We start from the raw sequence: 25,209 nt of genomic DNA, 5'->3' as shown, positions 1-25,209 counted from the left end.
AATTTTACGATGCTACTTATAAAAACAACCTGTTTCCTCTATTTAATAAATGGGCTTATAGTGCACTTATCAAATAAATATTAACTCCTTTGGAGACGTTAGCAATGTTAGATCAAAATACTTCAGCGCAATTAAAAACACTTCTTGAACGCTTAGAAAGCCCAATCGAAATCGTTGCCACTTTAAATGGTTCTGACAAATCAGACAAAATTAAAGAATTAGTGACTGAAGTGGCTGCTCTATCTCCACAAGTCACTGCTCGCTTCGATGGTACAAATAAACGTGCTCCAAGCTTTGGGATTGCAAAAGTGGGGGAACAACCCCGTGTAAACTTCGCAGGCCTACCAATGGGTCACGAGTTCACTTCATTGATCTTGGCATTGCTACAAGTTTCAGGCTATGCACCTAAAGTCTCTGACGAAGTTTTGGCGCAAATCAAAGGTCTAAACTTAACGTCTGATTTTGATGTATTCGTATCACTGAGTTGCCATAACTGCCCTGACGTGGTTCAAGCCTTAAACTTGATCGCAATTTATAACCCAGACACAACTGCAACCATGATTGATGGCGCATTCTTCCAAGACGAAGTTGAAGAACGCAAAATCATGGCAGTACCTATGTTGTTCCAAAACGGTGAACACATCGGTCAAGGTCGTATGACATTGGAAGAAATCATTGCCAAATTGGATACAGGCGCAGCAGCGAAAGACGCTGAAAAACTCAATGCCAAAGAGTCCTTTGATGTGCTTGTAATTGGTGGCGGCCCTGCAGGGAATACCTCTGCAATCTACGCTGCTCGTAAAGGCATTAAAACTGGTATCGTGGCTGAACGCTTTGGCGGTCAGGTGATGGATACCATGGATATCGAAAACTATACTTCGATCCAAAAAACGCAAGGCCCTAAGTTTGCAGCAGAAATGGAAGCCCATGTACGTGAGTACGGTGTGGACATCATGAATCTGCAAAAAGTATCGAGCATCAAAGGTGCGGATGAAACTGCAAATGGTTTGGTGGAAGTGACCTTAGAAAACGGTGCAAAACTTGAATCGAAAACCGTCATCTTATCTACAGGTGCACGTTGGAGAGAAATGAATGTACCAGGTGAGAAAGAATACAAAACTCGTGGTGTCGCATATTGCCCACACTGTGATGGTCCACTGTTCAAAGGCAAACGTGTTGCTGTGATTGGTGGGGGTAACTCAGGTGTTGAAGCAGCGATTGACCTTGCGGGTATTGTTGAACACGTAACTTTAGTTGAGTTTGATACTAAACTCCGTGCTGACCAAGTGCTTCAAGACAAACTCAACAGCTTGCCAAACACTACAGTGATCATGAATGCCTTGTCGACTGAAGTGGTCGGTGATGGTTCACAAGTCACTGCACTTAAATACAAAGACCGTGCGACTGATGAAGAGCATACTGTAGAGCTTGCAGGGATTTTCGTACAAATTGGTTTATTGCCAAATACGGACTTCTTAAAAGACTCACCAGTTGAATTGTCTAAACGTGGTGAGATTGTGATTAACGAACGTAATGAAACCAATGTCAAAGGTGTATTTGCTGCCGGTGACTGTACCACAGTGCCATACAAACAAATCATCATTGCCACTGGTGAAGGTGCAAAAGCATCACTGTCAGCTTTTGATTACATCATTCGCTCAGGTCAGTAAGCTGATTGGATGAAAAGAAAATGATCAGTGTGTTTGATTTGTTATAGATCAACACACTGATCTAGTTTTAAGTTGTATGGAATATTGAAGTTCAATATTCTTTTTTTAAGGAGCTTTGGGCGCTAACACCCAAGCTCCTTTTTTTTACCTCTGGATGTGCTGCTTGCCCATATGTCCCCAAGCATATGAGCAAGCAACTTTTTTTCCTCTTTTTCTTTGTTGTTATTTTAATTTCGGTTTTATTGTCTTTATAAATCATACTTTTTTTGTTTTCGCCCTTATTGTTTTACTTTCCCCAAGGCATTTCTTAGATTTCATTCTTTGTAAATACATCATGCAAAGAATGTTCCAATTTCAATGTTTTTTAAAAGAACCAAGTAAATACAAGACTTTAAAATTTCGAACTCATTGTTATTCCTCTGAATCTGTTCAAGATGAGGCACGGTGCACTCAATTGGACATTGAGCAACACAGGTTTGATGATCATCAAAACGAATATGCTGCGTATAACTTGCTACATCCTAAACTTTACTGTTTTCATCAATCGCATCATTGGCAGATTCTGGAAACTGTTGTGCGGTTGGTCTGTATAAGCTGTATACGCACCATGGGCAAAAACGTAACGCAAATTTTTCAGTGCACCTGCAAGAGAGGAAAGTTCCTTTAGTTGAGTCATACTCATGATATTCACAAAGGCATATAAAGAATATGGCTTTATGATAAGTGATTGAAAAATATATTCAACCTAGTAAAAAAGTCGGAATTCGTCAAAATTTTGATCAACATCATTCACCCAAAGCGTCAAATTTTGTCTATGATATATGAAAATACGAATATCCATATATATGATGAATCAAGTAGATTTTTTTAAGTGCTTATCCGATCAAACACGATTAGATTTGCTGATGTTGGTGCTGAAAAAAACGGAATGCTGTGTCTGTGAATTCACCGAAATTTTAGCGCTAAGCCAACCGAAAATTTCACGGCACTTGGCTTTACTGCGTAGCCATAAAATTTTACAAGATCGACGTCAAGGGCAGTGGGTGTATTACCGGCTACACGATCAGTTACCTGCATGGTGCTTGGCGGTTCTAACACAAACCTTGCAAACCCATGAGGGTTTGAGAAACTTAGAAATTAGCAATTATAAAACAAATACTTGCTGCGAATAAGGATGCTGAATTTATGAAATTTCTATTTTTATGTACAGGCAATAGTTGTCGCAGTATTTTGTCTGAAGCGCTGTTTAATGCGCGTTCGCCTGAAGGTTTCTATGCCTATAGTGCGGGGAGTCAGCCTTCTGGAAAAGTACATCCGCTCACTTTAAAAACCTTAGAAAATTTAGGTATTTCTACACAAGGTTTGTCCAGTAAATCGATGCAAGATTGTGAACGATTTTCACCCGATGTGGTGGTCACTGTATGCAGCTCTGCCGCTGCTGAAGCCTGTCCTGTGTATCTCGGTCAAGCGATAAAAACACACTGGCAACTTGAAGATCCTTCGCATTTAGATGTGGATGAAGCTGAAAAAATGCAGGCCTTTATACAGACGGTTGAGCATATAAAACGCAGATTTGATGCGTTATTTTCACTCAAATTCAATGATTTATCTGAACAAGAATTGCGCGATTCATTTGAAATGATCGCCAAAATCGACTGATTTTAAACTTTGTAGATATCAAAAAATCATGAAAAATACCGAAAAAAACTCCAAGCTTTCCTTTTTAGATCGCCATTTAACCCTATGGATTTTCTTGGCGATGGGGTTCGGAATTCTGATCTCCATGTTTTTACCTGCGGTTTCGACAGGGTTAAACCGCATGAATTGGGGCAGTGTCAATCTTCCCATTGCCATTGGATTAATCGTGATGATGTATCCACCTTTGGCCAAAGTTGATTATCGCGCTTTGCCTCAGGTTTTTGAAGATAAAAGAACTTTGCTACTGTCTTTGGTGCAAAACTGGCTAATCGCACCGTGTTTAATGTTTGCATTGGCGATTTTATTTTTACAGCACTATCCCGAATATATGACGGGTTTGATTTTAATTGGATTGGCACGCTGTATTGCCATGGTCTTGGTTTGGAACAATTTGGCCTGTGGTGACAACCAATATGTGGCAGCTTTGGTCGCATTTAATAGTATTTTCCAAATCTTGTTTTTTAGCAGTTATGCATGGTTATTTTTAACTGTATTACCGCCTTATTTTGGTGTTGAAGGCCAAGTGATCGATGTCAGTTTTGCAACCATCAGTCAGGCCGTGTTGGTGTATTTAGGCATTCCGTTTGTATTGGGTTATCTGACTCGACAATCTTTGGTAAAACGCAAAGGTCTGAAATGGTATCAAAATCAATTTTTACCCAAAATTAGCCCACTGAGCTTAATCGCTTTACTGTTCACCATTGTGGCGATGTTTAGCTTAAAAGGCGCAGATGTGATTGGTTTACCACTGGATGTGTTACGTATCGCATTGCCTTTGACGATTTATTTTGTGCTGATGTTCTTGCTCAGTTTCTTTATGAGTCGTTGGATGGGTAATAACTATGCCAAAACCACAGCCATTTCTTTTACTGCAGCAGGCAATAATTTTGAATTGGCTTTGGCCGTTGCTATTGCCAGTTTTGGTATTGCCTCACCAATTGCATTCACGACCATTATTGGGCCTTTAGTCGAAGTACCGGTTCTGATTGCTTTGGTCAGTGTTTCGCTTTGGCTTAGAAAAAAATATTTTCTAGAAGCAGAGTAACTTTTCTATAGGAAATAAAGTTGATATAGGGCAAAGTCATGTGCTGCCTAGCTTTATTTCCTCAACCTATTTCGTTCAGCTGATATTGTAGAGTGTGTCATGAGTTTAGCGCATATTGATTTAGATTTATTATCCCCACCGACTTTTGAGCAAGTACAAGCCAAAGCGCTGCCACATCCTCCACGCATTTTGCTGTTATACGGCTCAAATCGTGAACGTTCTTATAGTCGTTTGGCTGTATTGCAAGCAGGAAAAATTCTCGAACACTTAGGTGCAGAAGTCAAAATTTTCCATCCTCAAGGCTTACCTTTGCCCGAAGATGCCGAAACGAGCCATCCGAAAGTGGTTGAATTGTATGAACACTTGGCATGGGCTGAGGGGATGGTGTGGTGTTCCCCTGAGCGACATGGAGCAATGAGCTCGATTTTAAAAGCACAGATTGATTGGATTCCATTGGCGGCAGGTGCAATACGTGCGACCCAAGGTAAAACTTTAGCGCTGATGCAAGTCAGTGGAGGTTCACAGTCGTTTAATGCCGTCAATCAAATGCGGATATTGGGGCGTTGGATGCGCATGATCACCATCCCAAATCAATCTTCCATCGCCAAAGCCTATATGGAGTTTGAAGAAGATGGCACGATGAAGCCGTCGAGTTATTTAGATCGTGTTGTAGATGTGATGGAAGAATTATATAAATTCACTTTATTAACGCGCGGTCAAGCTGGCTTGTTAACAGATCGATATTCTGAACGTAAAGAGTCAGCCGAAGCCTTATCTAAACGTGTCAATCAGCGTTCTCTGTAATCGATAAATTTTTTTTGAAGCTCAATAAACACATATGAACATGAATTTTTGAGATTCCTTAAGAGAGCGCATAAAAAAACCGAGCTCAATAGCTCGGTTTTTTATCTAAGATTTAAAATCTTATTTTTCAACGAATGCACGTTCGATCACGTAGTCACCCAGTACACCCATTTTTGGCGATTCTTTTAGACCATGTTGATCAAGTAACGCTGCAACATCATCCAAGAATGCAGGGCTACCGCAAAGCATTGCACGATCCGTTTCAGGGTTAAAACGTGGTAAACCGATTTTTTCGAACAATTGACCAGACTCAATGGCAGTGGTTACACGACCTTGAGTATGGAACTCTTCACGGGTTACGGTTGGGTAGTACACTAATTTTTCTTTCGCGCCCAATTCACCGAAGAATTCATGATTTGGAATTTCATTCAAGATCAAATCTTGGTAGGCCAACTCAGAAACAAAACGTGTACCGTGAACAACGATAATCTTTTCAAAACGTTCGTAGGTTTCAGGGTCACGAATCGTAGAAAGGAAAGGAGCAAGACCGGTACCTGAAGAAAGAAGGTAGAGGTTTTTACCTGGGTTCAAGTCATCAAGAACCAAAGTTCCTGTTGGTTTCTTAGAAACCAAAATTTCATCGCCCACTTTAACTTTTTGCAAAATTGAAGTTAATGGACCATCTGGAACTTTAATAGAGAAAAACTCTAACTCTTCTTCGTAGTTAGCACTCGCAATAGAATAAGCACGCATTAAAGGCTTACCATTTACTTCCAGTCCAATCATCACAAATTGACCATTTTTAAAACGTAGCGCAGTGTCACGCGTTGTTTTAAAACTGAATAAAGTGTCATTCCAGTGGTGTACGTGAGTAATCTTTTCGACGTTGAAAGCAGCCATTAAAGGTCTCAATAAATTATCAAATTAGAACAGCTTACTATTCTAATCTAAAAACATTCTCTATAAACTGAATATATTTAATTGAACTTATCAGAAAAAGTGATTATGTCTGAACTTAAAATGCCGATTATTGGGTATATGCAGTCGCCTTATCAGGAAAAGTTTGGCATTCCAAGACAACCCAATTTGGTCAATGTCGAATCCTATATTGACATGGTTGAACCTTATAATGATCTATTGGCATTTGAGGGAATTGAGGCATTTAGTCATTTGTGGTTGATTTGGCAGTTTCATGACAATAAAAATCAACAGGATACTGCTAAATTTCGACCTCAAGTGCGTCCACCACGATTAGGCGGAAATCAAAAAATAGGGGTGTTTGCGACACGCAGTATGTACCGACCATCACCTTTAGGGCTTTCAGTGGTTCAGTTTAAAAAAGTTGAAAAAGTGGGAAAATCGGTTCGGCTATATGTGACAGGCAGTGACTTGTTGAATGGCACGCCTATATTGGACATTAAACCCTATATTCAATATTCAGATGCGGTCATGGATGCGCACAGTGGTTATGCTCAAGATGAACCTGTTCGTAAGAAAGTCATTTGGTCAGAAGCTGCTGCTGAGACACGAGATGGCTTAGTGGCTAAACATCACATTACGCTTCAATTGATTGGTGAGCTTGAACAAGTATTGTCACTCGACCCACGACCTGCATATCAGAATGATCCTGAGCGTGTTTATGGAATGAAGTTTGCCAATGTGGATGTGCGATTTGTGGTGCGAGATCAGGAGATAGAAATTCAGGAGCTTTGAGCTCCTGAATTCAAAAAGTTATAAGATTTGATTTAAAAATTACTTAATGTTTTGTTTTAAGAATTTAATCGCAACATCATTATACAAATCACAGCCTTGGCTCAAATCATTAGCATATGCGAGGTATGCTGCTTTTGCTTCAGCGGATAAATTCGGATTATTTGCTTTATCTTTAGTCTCTTGAATATATTCAGCTAGTTCATACTCAATTCCCTGTTGCTCCAAATACGCTGAATAATAATTGTCTTGATAGTTGGCAACACCATGTTGGGCATTTTCAGGATTCTGATCAGAGCTATATAGATATGCTGTCGCATTGAAGAATTGGGTTAATTTTGCATAACCATGATTGATATGATTTAAATAAGAGGCAGCGTAGTCTTCAAATAATTTTTTATTGTCATTAGACGATTGAAATAGACTCAAATAGCTCTGATTATTGGTGTATTTGGTTTCTTGTAAGCACACTGAGCCTTGTGGGAAATTGAGTTTTTGATAGCCTTTTAACTTATTAAAAAATTCAGGATCGAAACTATTATCATTGAGTTGTGGATAATTGACATTCCAATTTAGATAAGGATCAATCGTGACAAGTACTGGTTTTCCACTCAAATCAATTCTTTTATTGTCGTGAGTAAAGACTAGACCTTTAGAGCCAATCTTGGAGTAAGGATAGATCGTAAATTGGTCATTTTTGACTGTGATGTCGCCCAAAAGTGCACCATACTGACTATTGATTGGGCCGATTGCTAAATATTCACCCGTGGTGGTGAGGTAGATTTCTTGATCATCATAATCATCTAAAATTGCATAAAGCTTTCCATTTACGATGCTGAATTGGGTATGCGTTATATCTAAACTTAGATTAACATTGTTTTTATAATGATAGTCAGTACGAAAATTTGACCACTGTGTAATTTGGCGATTAGGCTGATTTTCATTGCCCGTTGAACCGTTGTTGCCTGAGGGATGAGTATTGGAGGTATTATTATTGTCCGTATTGCTATTGTTATGATCAGAACCACCACCACAGCCAATTAAACTGAGTGAAGTTAAAACAGCAAAGGATAAAGTTTTAAATTTCATGGAAAGACTCTTATATTATATTTTTGGTTATATTGGTGATTTAAGTCATATTTTTATTCTAGCCGATGTGACATAAAACTGAAATGTCCTTATATCTGAAATTGTTCATTTTTATTTTTAGTGCCAGCTTTAAGCGCGATCTTTACACTTTGGTTCTCAGATTCATCACATTTTCTTAATGTTACTTAAACATGTTATTTGGAAAATATTGTGATGAACATATCCAAATTATAAGTATAAGTTATTGTTTTAATTTAAATAGTTTGATTATTTTTATATCTTTGATTAAATTTGCTGTGTGATATTTAAACGATAATAAACAACAATGAAAATCAAATTCATCACAGTACAACTATTCAGCTTATGTGGGCTCTACTTCGCGTTAATTGATATCTCACATGCAGAATTGAGCTTAAATCAAATCATTCAAAGCCAAAACAGCTGTGAAGCTGAATCGATTCAGAATGCGATTGTATGTGGTCAAGTCTCAGGGCGTTTGAACACTTTATATTATTCAACTCATGATGCTTATTTTGTCAAAAACTTAAATCAAGACACCGCAGCGACCGGTGGATTTCTCAAATATGAAACTAAAGCGATTTCAGGTTTAAAAGCTGGTGTCAGTTATGCAGCGCAATGGCGTTTAGATGACAAAAATGCAGGGCATGCTGAAGTGGGGGAGTTGTCGCAAGATAAGGATGGCTTGGCTGAAACTTACCTTGATTGGAACCGAGACAATTGGTCAGTGCGGATTGGACAGCAGGGTTTAAATATTCCTTTCGTGGGTAATTATGATTGGCGTGTGATGCCGCCGTTATTTCGTGCTGTGGATGTGAAATATGAAAAGCAAAATGATTTCATCCAAGCGACTTGGATTGACCGTTTTAAAAGCTATGCAGATGATGAATTTTTTAAAAGCTCTAAATATAGCTCAAGCATTGAAACGAATGGGATGTGGTCGATCGGTGCATCTAAAAGTATTGATTTAAATGCGGGTCAGACCCTTCGTGCTGAAGCATGGTATCAATCTTATGATGACTATAATCGCTTGGCTTATGTTGAGGGGCATTGGTCTTGGAAAGATTTACCGTTCTCTCCAGACTTGGGTGTACAAGCGATGTGGTCAGAGGCACAGGGTAAGGCTTTGGCAGGCAAGGTCGATCATCAAGGTTATGGGATAGCTTTGGCATTAAACGTCTTTGATGGCATGACATTAAAAACCGGCTACAACTATATTAAGCCTGATCGTGACAGTTATTTAAATGGGGCTTTGTTTGCGCCTTATATGATTTACACCGCTTCAGGCCCTTATTTTGCCCAGCCTTTTTTTACCAGTACTCAAGATTTAGGTGCGGGTCATGCCGCAATGGTTACACTAGAAGGTGCTTTAAATGAACAGACCTACGTTGGTGCCAATTATTCGTTTATGAACCTAGCGGAGTCTGAGTTTGTAAAAAATTTAAACCAATCTGAATATGTAATTTATGGGATTTATAATTTTAAAGGGGTGTTCAAAGGTTGGAGCCTTGCAGACTTTTTTGGCTATGCCACTTCACCTAGAAGCAACGACATTTTTGTGCAAAATCGGTTAGCGCTGAAATATAGTTTCTAATGCTGACTTCTCTCGTTCTAACATATTAGCCCTAAGCTCATTGGTAAATGTAAAAATGCCTGTTGAATATGAAAGGGCATTTTTTATTCCTGATCATTTACAACGATGTACAACTATTCAGAATCACAATGATTTTTATCCAGATGATTCAGCAGAATTTGTTATAGTTTCTGCATGAATTGGGGCGATAACAATGAATTTTAATTTTGAAATTGATACCACTTGGTGTTTAGAACAATTATTGAGAGATGGGCGAATCTCGGAACGTGACAAATTATTGGTGCAAACCACACATCGTCAACGTGAACAATTGAAATGGCATCCTTTACAGTGGATTGCTCATTTTAATTTGAGTGATCAACAGCAGCCGGAAAAGCGACTGACCCTCACCAGTTTATGTCAATGGCTCGCTCAAACCACGAAAATTCCACTGTATGTGATGGATCCTTTAAAAGCCGATGTAGCGGCTTTGACCAGTGTCATGTCACAAGAATTTGCAGTAAAAAATAAGATTTTGGCAGTTGAGGTTCAAGCCGATCAGATTTTGATTGGTACCGATCAGCCTTATATCAGTGACTGGGTGCAAAATTTACAACAAAGTCTTAGCCCCAAAAAAATTGTTAAAGTACTGCTGAGTCCTGATCAGTTACAACGCTACTTGGTAGAGTATTATCAGGTCAGTCGTGCGGTTAATTCATCGCAGAACACCACGCCCTATGACAATCAAAATAAAGGCGTTGAAGCGCTGTTACAATTGGGTGATACGCAAAATCCGGATGCCAATGATCAACATATTGTGAAGCTGGTGGATTGGGTGTTGCAGTTTGCTTTTGAGCAAGGTGCCAGTGATATTCATCTTGAGCCACGTAAAGAAAAGGGCAAAGTGCGTTTTCGTATTGATGGCGTTTTGCACACCATTTACAACATGCCTGCCAATACTTTAACCGCAGTGATTTCACGGATTAAGATTTTAGGTCGCATGAATGTGGCAGAAAAACGCCGTCCGCAAGATGGTCGTTTAAAGACTCGAACCCCAAAAGGGCAGGAAACCGAACTGCGTTTATCGACTTTACCGACTGCATTTGGTGAAAAGTTGGTGATGCGTATTTTCGATCCTGATGTGTTGGTACGTAGTTTTGTGCAATTGGGGTTTGATGAAAAATTACTGAACCAATGGCAAGCGGTGACCCAACATAGTCATGGGATTATCTTGGTCACGGGACCTACCGGTTCGGGTAAAACCACGACCTTATATTCGTCTTTGAAACAACTGGCAACTGATCAAGTCAATGTCTGTACCATTGAAGACCCGATTGAAATGTTGGAGCCGAGTTTTAATCAAATGCAGGTCAATCCCAGCATTGAATTGGGTTTTGCCGATGGTGTGCGTGCGCTAATGCGCCAAGACCCTGACATCATTATGGTGGGTGAGATTCGTGACCAAGACACCGCCAATATGGCAATACAAGCCGCACTGACGGGACATTTGGTGCTCTCGACCTTACATACCAATGATGCACCATCGAGTTTGACCCGTTTGCATGATTTGGGCGTACAACCCTTCTTAACAGCAGCCACCATTTTAGGGGTATTGGCACAACGCTTGGTGCGACAGCTCTGTGCACAGTGTAAAGAAAAAGGACAAATTAATGCCCAAGAATGGGAGCATCTGACCTTTGATTATCTGATGGACATGCCGGATCAAGTTTATCAAGCCAAAGGCTGTGAAGCCTGCCGTCATACCGGTTATAAAGGACGGATTGGCATTTATGAGTTTATGCCCGTGACTTTAGAAGCCAAACAAAAAATCAGTGCCCATGCCACGCTTGATCAATTGCGTGCCCAAGCCAAAAAAGAAGGGGTTGAACCGTTACGCATTGCAGGTGCACGAAAAGTCATAGCAGGCTTAACCACACTGGAAGAAGTACTCAGAGTGGTGCCCTTAAATTAACCATTCAGCATTCAACTTGAATGAATTTTCATGTTTCTTCAGATTCACTTCATCTTACTTTGTTTTAATAACTGCATTGAAACGAAACATAGAATTTTGGATGAACAATATGAAATTATTAGCTAAAGCAATGATCGCAACAGGTTTTATTGGCGCAACGACATTGGCCATTGCGACCAATGTGATTAACCCGATTGAGTCTACACCTACAGCAAAAACAGCGGTAGTGAATACGGCTGTACCTGCACAAGCGCCCGTTCAAGCGCTTGCGGTAAATCAAACGGCGATTGCGCCTGTAAGCCAAACTTTAGTGAATGGCAATAGTACTGAAGCGGCGGTGAATATCAATGCGATTTCGGCACAGATTGTGACCGTAAAACAAGCTTTAACGCTGGCAGATGATAGCCACGTGCAATTAAAAGGGCATATTGTGAAATCGCTAGGCGATGAAAAATATCAATTCCGTGACAGTACAGGCACCATCACGGTTGATATTGATGATGAGCTTTGGATGGGTAAAGCGATCTCTGCCAATGCTGTTGTGACCCTTGAAGGTGAAGTCGACATTGACCATAAACCGATGAAACGTGTCGAAATTGATGTCGATGCAGTAACGTTTTAAGCTTGATCTTAGTTTGATTCACAGCTAAAAAACCATTAAAACCACATGCAATGTCATGGGGTTTTTTTTATATAAATTGGCGTTTGATTAACGGATGTATAGCGTTTTTATCATCTGTAGAGTGAGTACAAATCAGAAGCGTTGATTCAGTATTTCAAACTCTGGAGCTAATTTAAATAAAATTTAAAAATGAAGCAGACTTAAGATTCACTTCATTTTGTTATGTTTTAATAATCTCATTGAAAAGAGCACGACCCCAAGTCAGTCGGTCTACATATTGAAAATAGAGGTGTAAAATGAAACTTTCTCAAATCTTAATGGCGACAGGTTTAGCTGCTGCAACTACCTTTACTATGGCAAATACCGCAGTCAATCAATCTGCGATTACACCGAACACCACCACCGTAAAACAGGCGCTTAGCTCACGTGATGACACCAAAGTTCAATTGAAAGGCTATATCGTAAAATCGATTGGCGATGAAAAATATCAATTCCGTGATAATACAGGTACCATTACCGTAGATATCGATGATGAACTTTGGAATGGTCGTGCTATTTCTGCGAAAACACCAGTGGTGATTAATGGTGAAGTGGATATCGACTATAAACCGATGAAACGTGTAGAAATCGATGTCGATACTGTACGTTTCTAAGCATTTGATGGTTTAAAGCCATGACTTTAAATGTTATAGATCAAGAATGAAACCCGAAAAACCATATGTGTAAACATATGGTTTTTTCAACTCTGATCTTGCCTGACTTAAGTCTAGTCAAATTGTTGATCAAGTTATGCAGTACGATGAAATTCTAAGTCCATCCATTGAAATAAATGATGTTGATTCTTTATGCTCTCGGGCATTGAGAAACCACCTAGCGTGAAAGAAAGAGAACCCCATGCGAATTTTACTGGCAGAAGATGATGTGTCCCAAGCAGAAAGTATCAAGGCTTGGTTAGAAATGGATGGTTATAACGTTGATTGGGTGGAGCGTGGCGACCATGCCATATTGGCCATTGAACAGCATGAATATGACTGTATTTTGCTTGATCGGGGTTTGCCACAAGCCACAGGTGATGACATTCTTAAAGTGATTCGTTTTAAACAGAACGAAACGCCAGTGATTTTCATCACTGCACGTGACAGCATCAATGACCGTGTCGATGGACTGGACTTAGGTGCCAATGATTACTTGGTTAAACCCTTTAGTTTAGAAGAGCTTTCTGCACGGGTTCGCAGTCAACTACGCCAAAAACAAAGCGCCAATTCTCATCAAATCACTTATGGTGATCTAGTTTTAGATACCCAAGCCAAAAGCCTGACCTTGTCGGGTGAAATTGTGAATATCACCGCCAAAGAATATCAACTGCTGCATAAGTTGATGCTTAAACCTGAGCATATTGTCACCCGGGAACAATTGGAAGAATCCCTGTATGCATGGGGCGATGAAATCGGTAGTAATGCCATAGAAGTCTATATTTATCAACTGCGTAAGAAAATTGGCAGCCATGCCATCAAGACCATTCGTGGTTTGGGTTATCGTATGAATCAGGACAGCGAATAAATCATGAGTCGTCAAGCCAAACCTATTTCTTTACAAGACAAACTGGTCAAAACCTCCGTTTCAAGTTCAATTGTGGCGGGGGTGATTGCCTTTGTGTTATTGATGGCGATGACGATTTATCAAACCATGCATGTACATGACGAAATTATGGATGAGATTTCGGACATGCTGGTGATTTCAGATTTAAGCTCGAGTTCAGCACAGCAAATGGATGAACTCAGTGATGAATTTGACGTGGAATATCAACTCAAACTCAATCATCAACTGCTAACTCAATCGCCTGAATTTGATCCGCAGTATCTGAACATTCAACCGCTGTATTTGTCCAAAAAAAATTATGGTTATGTTTGGATGAAGGGTCAGTTGATGCGGACCTACAATTTTGAGCAAGACCAACAACATGTGCGTTTGTATCAACCTTTTCGAGAACGCTTTAAAGAGGTGTTACAGAGCATTATTGGCTATGCAGTGATTTTACTGACCTTGTGGTTGATTCAGTGGCTGATTTTACGCTTTGCGGTGAAAAAACAATTTAAGTCGATTCATACTTTATCCAAAGACATATCGGAAAAAAGCGCTCATGATTTAACGCCTATTCAACAGCCACAACCTGCCTTACAAGAATTGCAACCGATGGTGTTACAGTTGAATCATTTGTTGTCACGTCTCGAACATTCTTTAGAAGCGGAACAGCGGTTTACTGCGGATGCATCGCATGAATTACGTTCGCCTTTATCTGCGATTCAAATGCGTTTACAACTGCTTAAACGTAAATATGCAGAAGCGGCGCCTAACTTGGCAACCGATCTGAATCAAATCCAAACCGATGTGGCACGGGGCACGCAGGTATTGGAAAATCTATTGTTACTGGCACGACTTGATCCTTCACATACGCAACAGTTGCCGCATACGCAATTTGACCTGCAACACAGCATTGAAGAAGTCCAAAAATCATTGAGTTTATTTGCACAAGAAAAACAGGTGCAATTTCAACTTGCGACTGAAACTACACTGATCCATGCCAATCAAGAGTTGATCTTTACCTGCTTGCGTAATCTGGTCGATAACGCCATTCGCTATACCGAAGTGTCAGGTCAAATCTCAATTGAGTTACAGCAGACAGAGCAGAATGCTTTCATTAGCATTGAAAATAGTGGTCAACAGATCACCGATGAAGTGTTGCAGCGTTTAGGCGAACGGTTTTATCGCCAATTGGGTACCAAAACCAAAGGCTCAGGTTTAGGACTGTCGATTTGTAAAAAAATTATGCAGTTGCACCAAGGGCAGATCGAGTTTCAAGCCTCTGAATTGGGCGGATTGAGAGTATTGCTGACATTACCTAAAGCTGTTTAAGGGTGTTGTTATTCACACGGTAAGCAACGCTATAAAAAGCACGATAAAAAAATGAATCGATTTAAAACTTTGATGAACGCTTAAATTAAAAAAGCAGTATGCGCTGATTCATACTGCTTGTTCCCACGATTATTATTATCCATGCATTATTATTTTTTATTTGGTCAGAATGAGTCGATTGTTGCGGGTTAAACGTAAACGGTATTCTTCGCCTGCGTGCATGATACGAATTTCACGGCCGAGTGAAAATAAGTTGTTTGAATGTAGCATCGGTAATGCTTGGTGAGCATCGGTATTGCGGGTAAATAAGCTAAATGGTGCGTTCATTCCTTCGACTCCGTGGTATATAGTGAACGGTTTAAATGATAATCATTATCGAATAGATCTGTCAACGATAATTTCTCTCATTTATAAAAAAACTATAATTGCTTACACTAGCGCAAAAATCTTGAAGTCTCCCACTATGAGTAAACCCACAGTCAACGTTGCCATTGCACTGCTATTTCATCGTAGCCAAGTGTTGGTGGGCTGGCGTGAAGCCAAGCAACATCAAGGCAATAAATATGAATTTCCGGGCGGTAAAGTCGAGCAGGGAGAAACACCTGAGCAGGCCTGTCGCCGTGAAGTCTTGGAGGAAGTAGGTATTGCCCTAGATGAGTGGCATGCCTTTGACGTGATTCGTCATGAGTACGAAGACATTCATGTACATTTACATCTGTTCCATGCGGCGGTGATGCAGCAGCAACTTAAACAAATTCAAGCTCCATGGACATGGTATGCGCGCGAACAACTGTCAATGCTTAATTTCCCTAAAGCCAATGATGCGATCATTCAACGCTTGCATTGGTCACATCAGATCAAAATTGCAACAGACCTCAATGCAATTTCGAGTTTAGATTCAGATCAGATGCTGTATTTAAGAGTCGAGAATTTGATGCCGGAATTGCGTGAGCAAATCTCAGCTCTAGAGGTTGAACAATTAAAGCATTTGATTTTAAATGTCACGTTATGGAATGCATTGGATTCGAGCATTCAAGGACTGATCGGCGCAGTACACTTTAAACACGCTCAAGTTTTGGCTTTGGAAGCACAGAATGGTGGTGAAACTGATGATTCATTCAATCAGCAAGCGTTAAGGCGACCAATAGGCATACGAAGCATCGCAGCATGCCATGATCAAGCCTCAGTCGCACGCGCACAGTCACTTGGATTTGATGCGGTACTGCTCAGTCCTGTCTTAAACACAATGACGCATTCAAACGCAGACGTCTTAGGGTGGGCTCAATTTAAACAAATCGCAGAGACTTGTGATATTCCAGTTTTTGCCTTAGGTGGGTTAGAGCCGGAAGACCTCGCACAGGCACAAGCGCATGCTGCATATGGAGTCGCCGGCATCCGTCATTTTTAAGCATTTGAGCCCATCACAGAGCAACCAAAGTATTTAAGGCTAAAATCTGGGCTTGAATCAAGCCACGGATTATAGGGCTTTAATCCGTGCTTGGGCTTCTTGAATGGTGACTGGGTTATTTCTGAGTTGTGCCGATTTTAAAATAATTTGCCACAATTGTCGTTTCATCGGGGTACTTTGCGCATAACTGAGTCCACGACGTGCTAAGGCATCTGCATTGCCGGCCTGATTGGTTTGGTTGGCAATCATGGCCAAATACATAAAGCTTTCCGCAGATTGTGGCGCTAGGCGCTGCGCTCTTAATGCCAACTGTTCAGCTTCTGACCATTTGCCTTGTTGAAATGCGCTCTGGGTTTGGCTGATCAACTGTTTAAAGACAGGCAAGTTGCGACCATCATCAAAACGCTGTGCTGATGCTTTGGATTGTGGTATCACAACCTGCCTAGACTCACGCTTGATTTCCTCACGTTCATAAGGCGTGATTGTAATTCCATCAGGCGTGCTGACACTTTGACTTGGCGACGGTTTTTTGGGTTGTGTCGGCGTGTTTTGCGTAGAAGAGGTCGTTTGACATCCCGCATTCAGCATCGCTAAGCCGACTAAGCTCGCTATCACCAGCACAGTTTTGCTCTGTGCTGTCATGGTGTATAGAGTTTTATTTTTAATCATCAATACGCTAAATCTCATGGTTTTAGGGTTCAATACTTAAACAAAGATTTTATCCATTTAAGTACTGAACAAATTAGAGCTTATTGATACAAGCTCATGTTTAAAGCTTAATCTTAATGCTCAAAGCTGCCACTTGAAATTACTCGCCCATTATTGGATAAGTCTTGTTCCATTTCATTTTCGCTTTCACGAATAAAGTTTTCAATTTCATCGGCAGGCATTGCATTTGGATCAACCTGAGCTTCAGGTATATAGGTCGGTTCAACTTGATAATGCGGTAGACCACATGGGGTGGCACGTTTCGGCACAGTGTGGCGAAGCAGTGGAATATACAATGCACCCTCGCAGCCTTGTGCCGATAAATCGCCCGATGCTGTGTCCAGCCATTGCCACTGCACATCATCCGTTTGACGTAAATTGACCGGTTTTTGACGGATTTGCTTCATCACATTGATCCAAACCGGAAGCGCACCAGAAGAACCGGTTAAGCCAGTGACTTTATTGTCATCGAGTCCTAACCATACCACAGCCAAATTATTGCCTGAATAACCTGCAAACCATGAGTCACGAGTGTCATTGGTGGTGCCTGATTTACCCGCCAATTTTAAATCGGCAGGGAAGGTATTGTATGCCACTTTACCTGTACCTGAGGACATGACCCGTTGTAAACCATAATTTAATAAGTAAGCAGATGATGGATCAATGGTTTGTTGCACGTTTAAGCTATAACGATCAAGCAAACGCCCAGAAGAATCGACCACCGAACGAATGGCTTTATTCGGATATTTAAAACCACCGGTGGCAAAGTTGCCATAAATACTCAAGACTTCCATCGGTGACATATCCACAGCACCTAAGAAAATCGATGGATAGTTTGGAATTTTAGAAGCCACACCAAATTTGGTCAGATTATTACTAAAAGTGGCTAAGCCAAATTCTTGACCTAAACGCACGGCAGATAAGTTATAAGAGTTGGCCAAGGCTTGTGCCATCGGCACATAGCCATAACCTGAACCGCTATAGTTTTTCGGCGTCCACGTTTTATTGCCATCGGTTGGAATACTGATCGGACTGTCTTCAATACGGCTCGCCCATGTATAACGACCCGACTCTAATGCACTCAGATAAATAATCGGTTTAAGCAAAGAACCGACTTGACGTTTGGCATCAATTGCACGGTTAAAACCAGTAAAGTCACGCGTTGAACCGACAGCCGCAATCAGTTCTCCATTTTCAGGATGGGAGACCAACACCGCACCTTGTAAGTCTTTTAAACGACTTGGATTGGCTTTAGACAATTTTGAAACTGAATCAAGGAACGAAGCTTGAATTTTGGTTTGCGCAATCGGATCAAGCGTGGTGAAAATTTTCAACCCTTGATTGGTCAGATCACCTTCTTGGTATTCTGTTTTAAGTTGGCGACGCACAATGTCAAGAAAATCGGGAAAGCGCGCAGGACCAATAGTCGGCTTATCGATAATATTGAGTGCTTTGGCAGATTCAGTTTCATATTGTTCTTGCGTTAAATAGCCCATCACCAACATGTTTTTTAACACGATATTACGACGGTTTTTTGCGCCTTCAGGGTTTTTCCATGGGTTATACAGGGTTGGACCTTGGACCAAACCGACCAAATAGGCTTGTTGTGCAATACTCAATTCACTGAGCGGCAGACCGAAATAGAACTGTGAAGCCAAACCATAACCATTCACTGAATAGTTACCATTTTGACCCAAATTCACTTCATTTAAATAGGCTTCTAAAATTTCGTCTTTGTCGTAGTGAAATTCAAGTAATAAAGCCATAAGAGCTTCATTAACTTTACGTTTTAAAGTACGTTCCGGCGTCAGGTAGAAATTTTTGACCAATTGTTGGGTTAGGGTCGAACCGCCTTGACGTTTTCCACCGGTAACATTACTGACCAATGCACGTGCCGTACCTCGGAACGAAATCCCATGATGATGATAGAAATTACGATCTTCAGTTGCGATCAAGGCTTGAATTAAAGGTTTCGGCACTTTATTCAGTTTAATCAGGACACGGTCTTCATTGTGCTGCGGATAAATCCCGCCAATCAGCATCGGTTCTAGGCGCGCAATGCCAGTATTCGATGGCTTGGTGGCTTTGACTTCTGCCACTTGGTTGTCAGCAAAAGAGACTTGTAAAATCTGTTCCGGATCGACACTGTCACCAAAATCGAAACCACGCGTATGGACATACAGGGTTTTGTCCTGCACCACATAATGACCCGATTTGGTGTAATTGTCCGAGTTTTTGTAGCCCAAGAGATTAAGTTCTTGTTGAAAATCAGCCTGATCAATCGGCGCATTGGCATAAACTTCAAGCGGACGTGCAAACACTTTTGCAGGAATATCCCAACGATTGCCTTCAAATTTATCACGTATAATATTATCTAAACGAATAAGATAAATACTAAAAGCAATAAACACCCCAATGACCAATAAGCAGAAAATCAGTGCAAAAAAGCCAATTCCACGTTCAGACTTCATAAATTAAGAACATAACCCGTATTATTGCGTTAATCATGCGAAGCTTTTCATATTTTTGCAATAATTAAACTGTGAATTTGATGCAACAGAAACGCTTTTCTGTCCCAATTCAGTCCTGAAATTGTTGAAAATGTATCGCTTTAAAGCCCTATTCCATTACATATCTCAAGCACTTGACACCGACATGACATATATTTGTCGTATAATGTTAGTGCTATGATATCGCTAATCACATTGGAGCCATCGCATTCGTGCATCTATTAGCCAAGACTTTTCGTAATATTGGACTCATTGGGCGACCTGGGAAAAACTCGGTCGGTGAAACCTTAAGCCTGATCTATGATCATTTGATCAGCCTCGGCTTACATCCTATTTTTGATAATGAAACTGCCAAATTGGTGCCGTATGACAATGTGCAAACGGTGACCCGTGCTTTGCTTGGTGAAGTGGCGGATATGGTGATTGTGGTCGGTGGTGATGGCTCACTGTTACAAGCCGCACGCTCGTTGGTGAAATACAATATTCCTGTACTTGGGGTTAACCGAGGACGTTTGGGCTTTCTAACGGACATTAATCCGGCGGAAGTGCTGAGTAAACTCGATCAAGTGTTGCAAGGTGAATTTCAGCTCGATCGTCGTTTTTTACTTGAACTTGAAGTGCGTAATAACAATCAAGTGATTTATGATGCCATTGCACTGAATGATATTGTGCTGCATTCAGGTAAATCGGTTCATATGATTGATTTTGAACTGAACATCGATGGTCAATATGTGTACCGCCAACATAGTGATGGTTTGATTGTATCGACCCCGACGGGTTCAACCGCCTATGCTTTATCGGGTGGTGGTCCGATTTTACATCCTAGTATGGATGCGATTGCATTGGTGCCGATGCATCCGCATACCTTGTCTTCTCGTCCGATTGTGGTCGGGGGCAACAGTGAAATTAAAATTCAGATTCGTGAAAATCGTGTCATGCCAATGGTCAGTGCAGACGGGCAACACAGTATTTCACTCAATGTTGGGGACAGTTTACATATACGTAAACATCCGTTTAAATTGGCACTCCTTCATCCGCCTGGGTATGACTTCTATATGGCTTGTCGTACAAAACTGGGTTGGAACCAAGATTTTGACTCATTTCAGCAGCAGGATTGATTATGAATATTGAACAAATGCTTTCGGTATTGAATGCCGATATCGTTGATCGTTTAAGAACAGCCGTTGAAATTGGTAAATGGCCGAATGGTGTGGCTTTAACCAAAGAACAACGTCAAATCAGTATGCAAGCTGTGATTGCATGGGAAGCTGAAAATTTACCGGAAACTGAGCGTTCAGGTTATATCGATAAAGGGCATAAAGAAGAAGACGATCAATGTGATTCGCATGTGCCTGAGCCAGAATTTCAACCGATTAAATTTGTTTAAGATTAAGTTAAATCAAAAAGACACCCAAGGGTGTCTTTTTTTTGATCTGTGTAAATTTCAGCTATGTAAAATAGCTAAGCGTTACGATCTTGCCATAGTTGTTTGGCTTTGGACATCGCTTCTTCATAACTTGGGCAGACTCCCATCGTGTAAAGCGCAATACCCATAGTTTCAGTCACCGCCAATTCACCATATTCATGTGACTGTTGACCCAGCCATGCTGCTTTAAATTGGGCTAAATCCAGTTCTTCCTCAATCGCACTACGATCAGGCGTGATTTTTGGCAATTCATGTTCGTACAATTCGCCATTTTGAATCCCGCAAATCAGAGTTTTGGCATCCGGATTACGTTCAAATTCACCGCCTTCACCTTTAATCACTGCACTGTTTTTATAGCCGAGTTGATATGCCGCGCGTTGATGTGAGCCACGATAAGCCGGATGGAAAATCGACTGTAAAGTTGCCTTGGCATTAAAGGGGTTAATCAAACGGGCGAGGGTATGAATTGGGGAACGTAAGCCCATCACGTTTCGAAGGGAAATTAAGTCACTTAAAATTGGTGAAATGACGTCAAGCGGCAAATAAGCAAAGTTTCGCTCAGCCAATTGCTGTTCAACCTCAACATCACTTTGACAGATTGGATAGCCAAGATATTCTAAAACTTGCTCGGTATAAACCCGATTAATCGTATGCCCTGCAGCGCCGTGCATCACGATCTTATAGCCATTTTTTGCTAAAGTCAGGGCTGCCAAAATAAACCACGGATAATGTTTGCGTTTGCCGGCATAAGAGGACCAATCTAAATCGACATCAAGCGGCTTAAACTGCAGTTGATCTTTGGTGGCTTGTACAAAACCGGTCAATTCATCCACTGACTCTTCTTTGACCCGAAGCAACATCAAAAAAGCGCCCAATTGCACATCCAAGACCTCATTGTTCAAAATCATACCAAAGGCTTGATAGGCTTCATCATAAGTGAGTGAACGTGCGCCATTTTTCCCTTTGCCAATGATCCGCACAAATTGCGCAAAAGGATGTTCGGCGTCTTTATAGATATTACGTTTGGTGTTCATAAGCGATGTATACATGAGTAACGGTCAATGACTGTTTAATATGCCACAAAAAGCTGCAAATTAAATTTTATACCGTCTTACATTGACCATTTTGATAACTGAGGCGGATATAAAATGAACATGACAATCGCTTGCAAAATGATTAGGATTTATGAGCAATAGAATGAACCCAATAAGTACAAGGAATAGAATTAATGCTTGCCTATGATGCAGATCTAGAACTCTTTCGTGATAATTTCAAACGCTTTATGAATGAACATGTCGCGCCGTATTACGAGCAATGGGAACGCGATGGCATAATGCCACGTTCAATATGGCACTTATTGGGTGAAAACGGCTACCTATGTGTTGATGTTCCTGAGGCGTACGGTGGGTATGGTGTGCCGACTGAGTATTCACTGATGTTGGTTGAAGAATCATCACGTGCAGGCTTCGCTGCATTATCTACAGGCATATCATGTCATTCTGAAATTGCGGCACCTTATATTTTAAATATTGCCAATGAAGAACAAAAACAATATTGGTTGCCGAAAATGGTATCGGGAGAGGTGGTCGGTGCCATTGGGATGACTGAACCAGGGGCTGGCTCTGACTTACAAGCCATACGGACCAGTGCCATTTTGCAAGGCGATCATTATCTACTCAATGGTTCAAAAACCTTTATTTCAAATGGTCAGCATGCCGATTTGGTGGTACTTGCTGTTAAAACAGATCCACAAGCCCGTGCCAAAGGGGTGTCACTGCTTTTGGTGGATACCCACTTAGATGGCTTTAAAAAAGGCACCAATTTAGAAAAAATTGGTCTGCATTCACAAGACACCTCAGAGTTGTTTTTTGACAATGTCAAAGTGCCTGCCAATCAACTCTTGGGACAAGCTGGGCAAGGCTTTGCTTATATGATGCAAGAATTACCCCGTGAACGGACTTCAATTGCAGCAACGGCATTGGGTGCAATTCGTGGCTGTATCGACCTTGCAACGCAATACGTCAAAGAGCGTCAAGCTTTTGGGCAAGCGGTGGGAAGTTTCCAAAACACCCGCTTTGTTTTGGCACAGGCTAAAATTGATGAATTGGCAACCGCTGCGTTTTACAATCAAAATTTAGCACTCTATAAAGAAGGCAAATTGGATGTAGAAACGGCAGCCGCATTAAAGTCATTTAGTACCGATATGCAAATGAAAATTGCAGATAACTTGCTTCAGTTGTTCGGTGGCTATGGCTATATGACGGAGTATCCAATTTCACGCTTCTTTGTGGATGCGCGTATTCAACGTATTTACGGTGGCACCAATGAAATCATGAAAGAGATTGTGGCGCGTGGCATTTTAGGGCGCTAGTGTCTCATATGCAGACTCTCCTCATTAAATCGATCGTTAGAATCGTATTTGATGAGGGGAATCTCAAATGATGTTGATTCAGAAGCAAATGGTGATCTCTTGAGTCTAATTGCATGGATTATTCAGTATGCTGTACAGTCCTTATTGTATAAATGGATTTTATCTTGGGGTGGGGCAAAGTGGTTAGTGGGATTAAAATCTGCATTGACTTTAGGTTGGATCACTTGGGATTGGAATGCTGAGCAAATTCGACTCTATATTTTAATCATCTGGATTTTTTCTAGTCTTTGGTTTGTTGTTGGTCTTTTTAAGCCTGAACTACGGTTCTAATGAGTTCTAGAATAAATCTTGAGTGTGTAAAAAATCAGACCAAATGAAGTATCAAAAAAATATAAAAGCAAACTTTAAGATTGCTGTCTCATTAAAAAAATTGATGAATAAATCAACTGTATATTTTTAACACGCTCTCCCACAAAGTCTTGTTGCTTAACATTTCAAAGCTAACTATTGTTATACTGTTCACATCCTTTTTTGCAGGGCGAAATAACAATGATCAACGATGATCAAAACACTACGAATTCTTTAGATTTAGCGCAAATCCGTCAAGATATTGACTCTGTCGACCAACAATTACAACAACTCATCAATCGTCGTGCACGTTTGGCTGAAGCTGTTGCAAAAGCCAAATTTGCCTCTGAAGAAAATCCACTGTTTTATCGTCCTGAGCGTGAAGCACAAGTTTTACGTAATGTTATGGAGCGTAATGAAGGTCCATTGTCTGACACCACCATGGCACGTTTGTTCCGTGAAATTATGTCGGCATGTTTGGCCTTAGAAGCCCCACAAAGCATTGCATTTTTGGGCCCTGTGGGAACGTATACCCATTCAGCGGTACTGAAACATTTTGGTCAAGATGCGGTGATTCGTCCACTGCCAACCATTGATGAAGTGTTCCGTGAAGTGGAAGCAGGTTCTGCACACTATGGTTTAGTGCCGGTTGAAAACTCATCTGAAGGGGTGGTGAACCATACTTTAGACTGTTTTAAAACCTCGCATTTAAATGTGATTGGTGAAGTGGAATTGCGTATTCATCACCAATTCTTAATCTCTTCAAATACACGTAAAGACAGCATTAAACAGATTTATGCACATCAGCAAACTTTGGCGCAGTGCCGGGGTTGGCTTGATGCCCATTATCCGGGGGTTGAACGTGTAGCCATGAGTTCAAATGCAGAAGCTGCACGCCGTATTCGTAACGAATGGCACTCAGCAGCCATTGCTTCTGAAACCGCGGCAAGCTTGTACGACCTAGAAATTTTACATGGCAACATCGAAGATAATCCTGAAAATACCACCCGTTTCTTGGTGATTGGTCGTGAAAAAGTGCCTGAAAGTGGTAATGATAAAACCTCATTATTGATTTCTGCACATGATCGTGCCGGGGCATTGCTTGAAATTTTGGCACCGTTTGCCAAACATAACATCAGCTTAACCAGTATTGAAACCCGTCCTGCCTTACCTGAAAAATGGGCCTATGTGTTCTTTATTGATTTAGAAGGCCATGTGGCACAAGACAATGTCAAAGCAGCGATTGAAGAAATCCGTCCACTGGTGAAAGAAGTTCGTGTTTTGGGTTCTTACCCTGTCGCTGTACTTTAAGGTTTGATCTGAA

24 protein-coding genes are annotated in these 25,209 nt (G+C 40.9%); 18 read left to right on the top strand and 6 right to left on the bottom strand.

Annotated features, from left to right (window positions below):
* The first annotated feature begins 104 nt into the window (after positions 1-104).
* The 5 genes from ahpF to arsH all read left to right on the top strand — a co-directional run bounded on the left by ahpF (position 105) and on the right by arsH (position 5,217).
* Entirely contained in the window at positions 105-1,670 is a 1,566-nt protein-coding gene (gene ahpF, locus G8D99_RS10575) for an alkyl hydroperoxide reductase subunit F (protein WP_166325557.1), read from the top strand.
* Positions 1,671-2,515: 845 nt separating this feature from the next.
* The gene (locus tag G8D99_RS10565) at positions 2,516-2,842 is read left to right on the top strand and encodes a metalloregulator ArsR/SmtB family transcription factor (protein ID WP_171522742.1); all 327 of its coding nucleotides are present in this window, start codon (positions 2,516-2,518) and stop codon (positions 2,840-2,842) included.
* Positions 2,843-2,855: 13 nt separating this feature from the next.
* The gene (locus tag G8D99_RS10560) at positions 2,856-3,329 is read left to right on the top strand and encodes an arsenate reductase ArsC (RefSeq protein ID WP_166325554.1); all 474 of its coding nucleotides are present in this window, start codon (positions 2,856-2,858) and stop codon (positions 3,327-3,329) included.
* 28 nt (positions 3,330-3,357) lie between these two features.
* Positions 3,358-4,413: an ACR3 family arsenite efflux transporter gene (gene arsB, locus G8D99_RS10555; RefSeq protein WP_166325551.1), complete on the top strand. Its 1,056-nt coding sequence runs from the start codon at positions 3,358-3,360 to the stop codon at positions 4,411-4,413.
* Between the two features lie 99 nt (positions 4,414-4,512).
* Positions 4,513-5,217, top strand: coding sequence for an arsenical resistance protein ArsH (gene arsH / locus G8D99_RS10550; RefSeq protein ID WP_166325548.1), 705 nt, complete (start codon positions 4,513-4,515; stop codon positions 5,215-5,217).
* A gap of 120 nt (positions 5,218-5,337) precedes the next feature.
* Here arsH and G8D99_RS10545 read toward each other — a convergent pair whose 3' ends face one another.
* Positions 5,338-6,117 (bottom strand): ferredoxin--NADP reductase, encoded by a 780-nt coding sequence (locus G8D99_RS10545; RefSeq protein ID WP_166325545.1) that lies wholly within the window; start codon positions 6,115-6,117, stop codon positions 5,338-5,340.
* Between the two features lie 105 nt (positions 6,118-6,222).
* Between G8D99_RS10545 and tsaA the strand changes: the two genes are divergently transcribed.
* On the top strand, positions 6,223-6,930 hold the full coding sequence (gene tsaA, locus G8D99_RS10540; protein WP_166325542.1) for a tRNA (N6-threonylcarbamoyladenosine(37)-N6)-methyltransferase TrmO: 708 nt from the start codon (positions 6,223-6,225) through the stop codon (positions 6,928-6,930).
* Positions 6,931-6,969: 39 nt separating this feature from the next.
* On the opposite strand, the gene G8D99_RS10535 is transcribed toward tsaA, so the two are convergent.
* Positions 6,970-8,016, bottom strand: a complete 1,047-nt coding sequence (locus G8D99_RS10535) for a hypothetical protein (RefSeq protein ID WP_166325539.1) — start codon at positions 8,014-8,016, stop codon at positions 6,970-6,972.
* A gap of 325 nt (positions 8,017-8,341) precedes the next feature.
* On the opposite strand from G8D99_RS10535, the gene G8D99_RS10530 reads away from it, so the two are divergent.
* The 6 genes from G8D99_RS10530 to G8D99_RS10505 all read left to right on the top strand — a co-directional run bounded on the left by G8D99_RS10530 (position 8,342) and on the right by G8D99_RS10505 (position 15,114).
* Positions 8,342-9,628, top strand: a complete 1,287-nt coding sequence (locus tag G8D99_RS10530) for a hypothetical protein (RefSeq protein ID WP_166325536.1) — start codon at positions 8,342-8,344, stop codon at positions 9,626-9,628.
* Positions 9,629-9,821: 193 nt separating this feature from the next.
* Positions 9,822-11,579 carry a GspE/PulE family protein gene (locus G8D99_RS10525; protein ID WP_166325533.1) on the top strand — a complete coding sequence of 586 codons (1,758 nt, stop codon included), beginning with the start codon at positions 9,822-9,824 and terminating at the stop codon, positions 11,577-11,579.
* Positions 11,580-11,688: 109 nt separating this feature from the next.
* The gene (locus G8D99_RS15730) at positions 11,689-12,201 is read left to right on the top strand and encodes a NirD/YgiW/YdeI family stress tolerance protein (protein ID WP_406741491.1); all 513 of its coding nucleotides are present in this window, start codon (positions 11,689-11,691) and stop codon (positions 12,199-12,201) included.
* A 296-nt stretch (positions 12,202-12,497) separates the two neighbouring features.
* Complete coding sequence (locus tag G8D99_RS10515) at positions 12,498-12,854, top strand: NirD/YgiW/YdeI family stress tolerance protein (RefSeq protein WP_166325530.1); 357 nt, start codon at positions 12,498-12,500, stop codon at positions 12,852-12,854.
* A 241-nt stretch (positions 12,855-13,095) separates the two neighbouring features.
* A complete protein-coding gene (locus G8D99_RS10510; RefSeq protein WP_166325527.1) occupies positions 13,096-13,761 on the top strand; it encodes a response regulator transcription factor in 666 nt (221 codons plus the stop codon).
* Between the two features lie 3 nt (positions 13,762-13,764).
* Positions 13,765-15,114: a sensor histidine kinase gene (locus G8D99_RS10505; RefSeq protein WP_166325524.1), complete on the top strand. Its 1,350-nt coding sequence runs from the start codon at positions 13,765-13,767 to the stop codon at positions 15,112-15,114.
* A gap of 156 nt (positions 15,115-15,270) precedes the next feature.
* On the opposite strand, the gene hemP is transcribed toward G8D99_RS10505, so the two are convergent.
* Positions 15,271-15,441, bottom strand: a complete 171-nt coding sequence (hemP, locus tag G8D99_RS10500) for a hemin uptake protein HemP (protein ID WP_166325521.1) — start codon at positions 15,439-15,441, stop codon at positions 15,271-15,273.
* Positions 15,442-15,577: 136 nt separating this feature from the next.
* On the opposite strand from hemP, the gene G8D99_RS10495 reads away from it, so the two are divergent.
* On the top strand, positions 15,578-16,522 hold the full coding sequence (locus tag G8D99_RS10495; RefSeq protein WP_166325518.1) for an NUDIX domain-containing protein: 945 nt from the start codon (positions 15,578-15,580) through the stop codon (positions 16,520-16,522).
* A 69-nt stretch (positions 16,523-16,591) separates the two neighbouring features.
* Here the strand turns inward: G8D99_RS10495 and G8D99_RS10490 are convergent, their stop codons facing one another.
* Positions 16,592-17,164, bottom strand: a complete 573-nt coding sequence (locus tag G8D99_RS10490) for a tetratricopeptide repeat protein (protein ID WP_166327704.1) — start codon at positions 17,162-17,164, stop codon at positions 16,592-16,594.
* A gap of 140 nt (positions 17,165-17,304) precedes the next feature.
* Positions 17,305-19,701 (bottom strand): penicillin-binding protein 1B, encoded by a 2,397-nt coding sequence (mrcB, locus tag G8D99_RS10485; protein ID WP_166325515.1) that lies wholly within the window; start codon positions 19,699-19,701, stop codon positions 17,305-17,307.
* A 251-nt stretch (positions 19,702-19,952) separates the two neighbouring features.
* Here mrcB and G8D99_RS10480 point away from each other — a divergent pair, with 251 nt between their 5' ends.
* Positions 19,953-20,858, top strand: a complete 906-nt coding sequence (locus G8D99_RS10480; protein WP_166325512.1) for an NAD(+) kinase — start codon at positions 19,953-19,955, stop codon at positions 20,856-20,858.
* 2 nt (positions 20,859-20,860) lie between these two features.
* Complete coding sequence (locus G8D99_RS10475; RefSeq protein WP_166325509.1) at positions 20,861-21,127, top strand: YeaC family protein; 267 nt, start codon at positions 20,861-20,863, stop codon at positions 21,125-21,127.
* Positions 21,128-21,201: 74 nt separating this feature from the next.
* Here G8D99_RS10475 and G8D99_RS10470 read toward each other — a convergent pair whose 3' ends face one another.
* Positions 21,202-22,200 carry a glycosyl transferase family protein gene (locus G8D99_RS10470; protein ID WP_166327702.1) on the bottom strand — a complete coding sequence of 333 codons (999 nt, stop codon included), beginning with the start codon at positions 22,198-22,200 and terminating at the stop codon, positions 21,202-21,204.
* A 194-nt stretch (positions 22,201-22,394) separates the two neighbouring features.
* Between G8D99_RS10470 and G8D99_RS10465 the strand changes: the two genes are divergently transcribed.
* From G8D99_RS10465 to pheA, 3 genes are all read left to right on the top strand, one after another.
* On the top strand, positions 22,395-23,537 hold the full coding sequence (locus G8D99_RS10465) for an acyl-CoA dehydrogenase family protein (RefSeq protein WP_166325506.1): 1,143 nt from the start codon (positions 22,395-22,397) through the stop codon (positions 23,535-23,537).
* 99 nt (positions 23,538-23,636) lie between these two features.
* Positions 23,637-23,867, top strand: coding sequence for a hypothetical protein (locus G8D99_RS10460; protein ID WP_166325503.1), 231 nt, complete (start codon positions 23,637-23,639; stop codon positions 23,865-23,867).
* Between the two features lie 219 nt (positions 23,868-24,086).
* Positions 24,087-25,196, top strand: a complete 1,110-nt coding sequence (gene pheA / locus G8D99_RS10455; protein ID WP_166325500.1) for a prephenate dehydratase — start codon at positions 24,087-24,089, stop codon at positions 25,194-25,196.
* Positions 25,197-25,209 lie beyond the last annotated feature (13 nt).

It is taken from the genome of Acinetobacter lanii, assembly GCF_011578285.1.
Taxonomy (GTDB): Bacteria; Pseudomonadota; Gammaproteobacteria; order Pseudomonadales; family Moraxellaceae; genus Acinetobacter; species Acinetobacter lanii.
The sequence above is the reverse complement of the archived record's forward strand: the minus strand, read 5'-3'. Positions and strand labels throughout refer to the sequence as shown.

Coding starts and splice junctions, on each gene's coding strand:
- ahpF (WP_166325557.1), top strand. CDS start 105: ATGTTAGATCAAAATACTTCAGCGCAATTAAAAACACTTCTTGAACGC.
- G8D99_RS10565 (WP_171522742.1), top strand. CDS start 2,516: ATGATGAATCAAGTAGATTTTTTTAAGTGCTTATCCGATCAAACACGA.
- G8D99_RS10560 (WP_166325554.1), top strand. CDS start 2,856: ATGAAATTTCTATTTTTATGTACAGGCAATAGTTGTCGCAGTATTTTG.
- arsB (WP_166325551.1), top strand. CDS start 3,358: ATGAAAAATACCGAAAAAAACTCCAAGCTTTCCTTTTTAGATCGCCAT.
- arsH (WP_166325548.1), top strand. CDS start 4,513: ATGAGTTTAGCGCATATTGATTTAGATTTATTATCCCCACCGACTTTT.
- G8D99_RS10545 (WP_166325545.1), bottom strand. CDS start 6,117: ATGGCTGCTTTCAACGTCGAAAAGATTACTCACGTACACCACTGGAAT.
- tsaA (WP_166325542.1), top strand. CDS start 6,223: ATGTCTGAACTTAAAATGCCGATTATTGGGTATATGCAGTCGCCTTAT.
- G8D99_RS10535 (WP_166325539.1), bottom strand. CDS start 8,016: ATGAAATTTAAAACTTTATCCTTTGCTGTTTTAACTTCACTCAGTTTA.
- G8D99_RS10530 (WP_166325536.1), top strand. CDS start 8,342: ATGAAAATCAAATTCATCACAGTACAACTATTCAGCTTATGTGGGCTC.
- G8D99_RS10525 (WP_166325533.1), top strand. CDS start 9,822: ATGAATTTTAATTTTGAAATTGATACCACTTGGTGTTTAGAACAATTA.
- G8D99_RS15730 (WP_406741491.1), top strand. CDS start 11,689: ATGAAATTATTAGCTAAAGCAATGATCGCAACAGGTTTTATTGGCGCA.
- G8D99_RS10515 (WP_166325530.1), top strand. CDS start 12,498: ATGAAACTTTCTCAAATCTTAATGGCGACAGGTTTAGCTGCTGCAACT.
- G8D99_RS10510 (WP_166325527.1), top strand. CDS start 13,096: ATGCGAATTTTACTGGCAGAAGATGATGTGTCCCAAGCAGAAAGTATC.
- G8D99_RS10505 (WP_166325524.1), top strand. CDS start 13,765: ATGAGTCGTCAAGCCAAACCTATTTCTTTACAAGACAAACTGGTCAAA.
- hemP (WP_166325521.1), bottom strand. CDS start 15,441: ATGAACGCACCATTTAGCTTATTTACCCGCAATACCGATGCTCACCAA.
- G8D99_RS10495 (WP_166325518.1), top strand. CDS start 15,578: ATGAGTAAACCCACAGTCAACGTTGCCATTGCACTGCTATTTCATCGT.
- G8D99_RS10490 (WP_166327704.1), bottom strand. CDS start 17,164: ATGACAGCACAGAGCAAAACTGTGCTGGTGATAGCGAGCTTAGTCGGC.
- mrcB (WP_166325515.1), bottom strand. CDS start 19,701: ATGAAGTCTGAACGTGGAATTGGCTTTTTTGCACTGATTTTCTGCTTA.
- G8D99_RS10475 (WP_166325509.1), top strand. CDS start 20,861: ATGAATATTGAACAAATGCTTTCGGTATTGAATGCCGATATCGTTGAT.
- G8D99_RS10470 (WP_166327702.1), bottom strand. CDS start 22,200: ATGAACACCAAACGTAATATCTATAAAGACGCCGAACATCCTTTTGCG.
- G8D99_RS10465 (WP_166325506.1), top strand. CDS start 22,395: ATGCTTGCCTATGATGCAGATCTAGAACTCTTTCGTGATAATTTCAAA.
- pheA (WP_166325500.1), top strand. CDS start 24,087: ATGATCAACGATGATCAAAACACTACGAATTCTTTAGATTTAGCGCAA.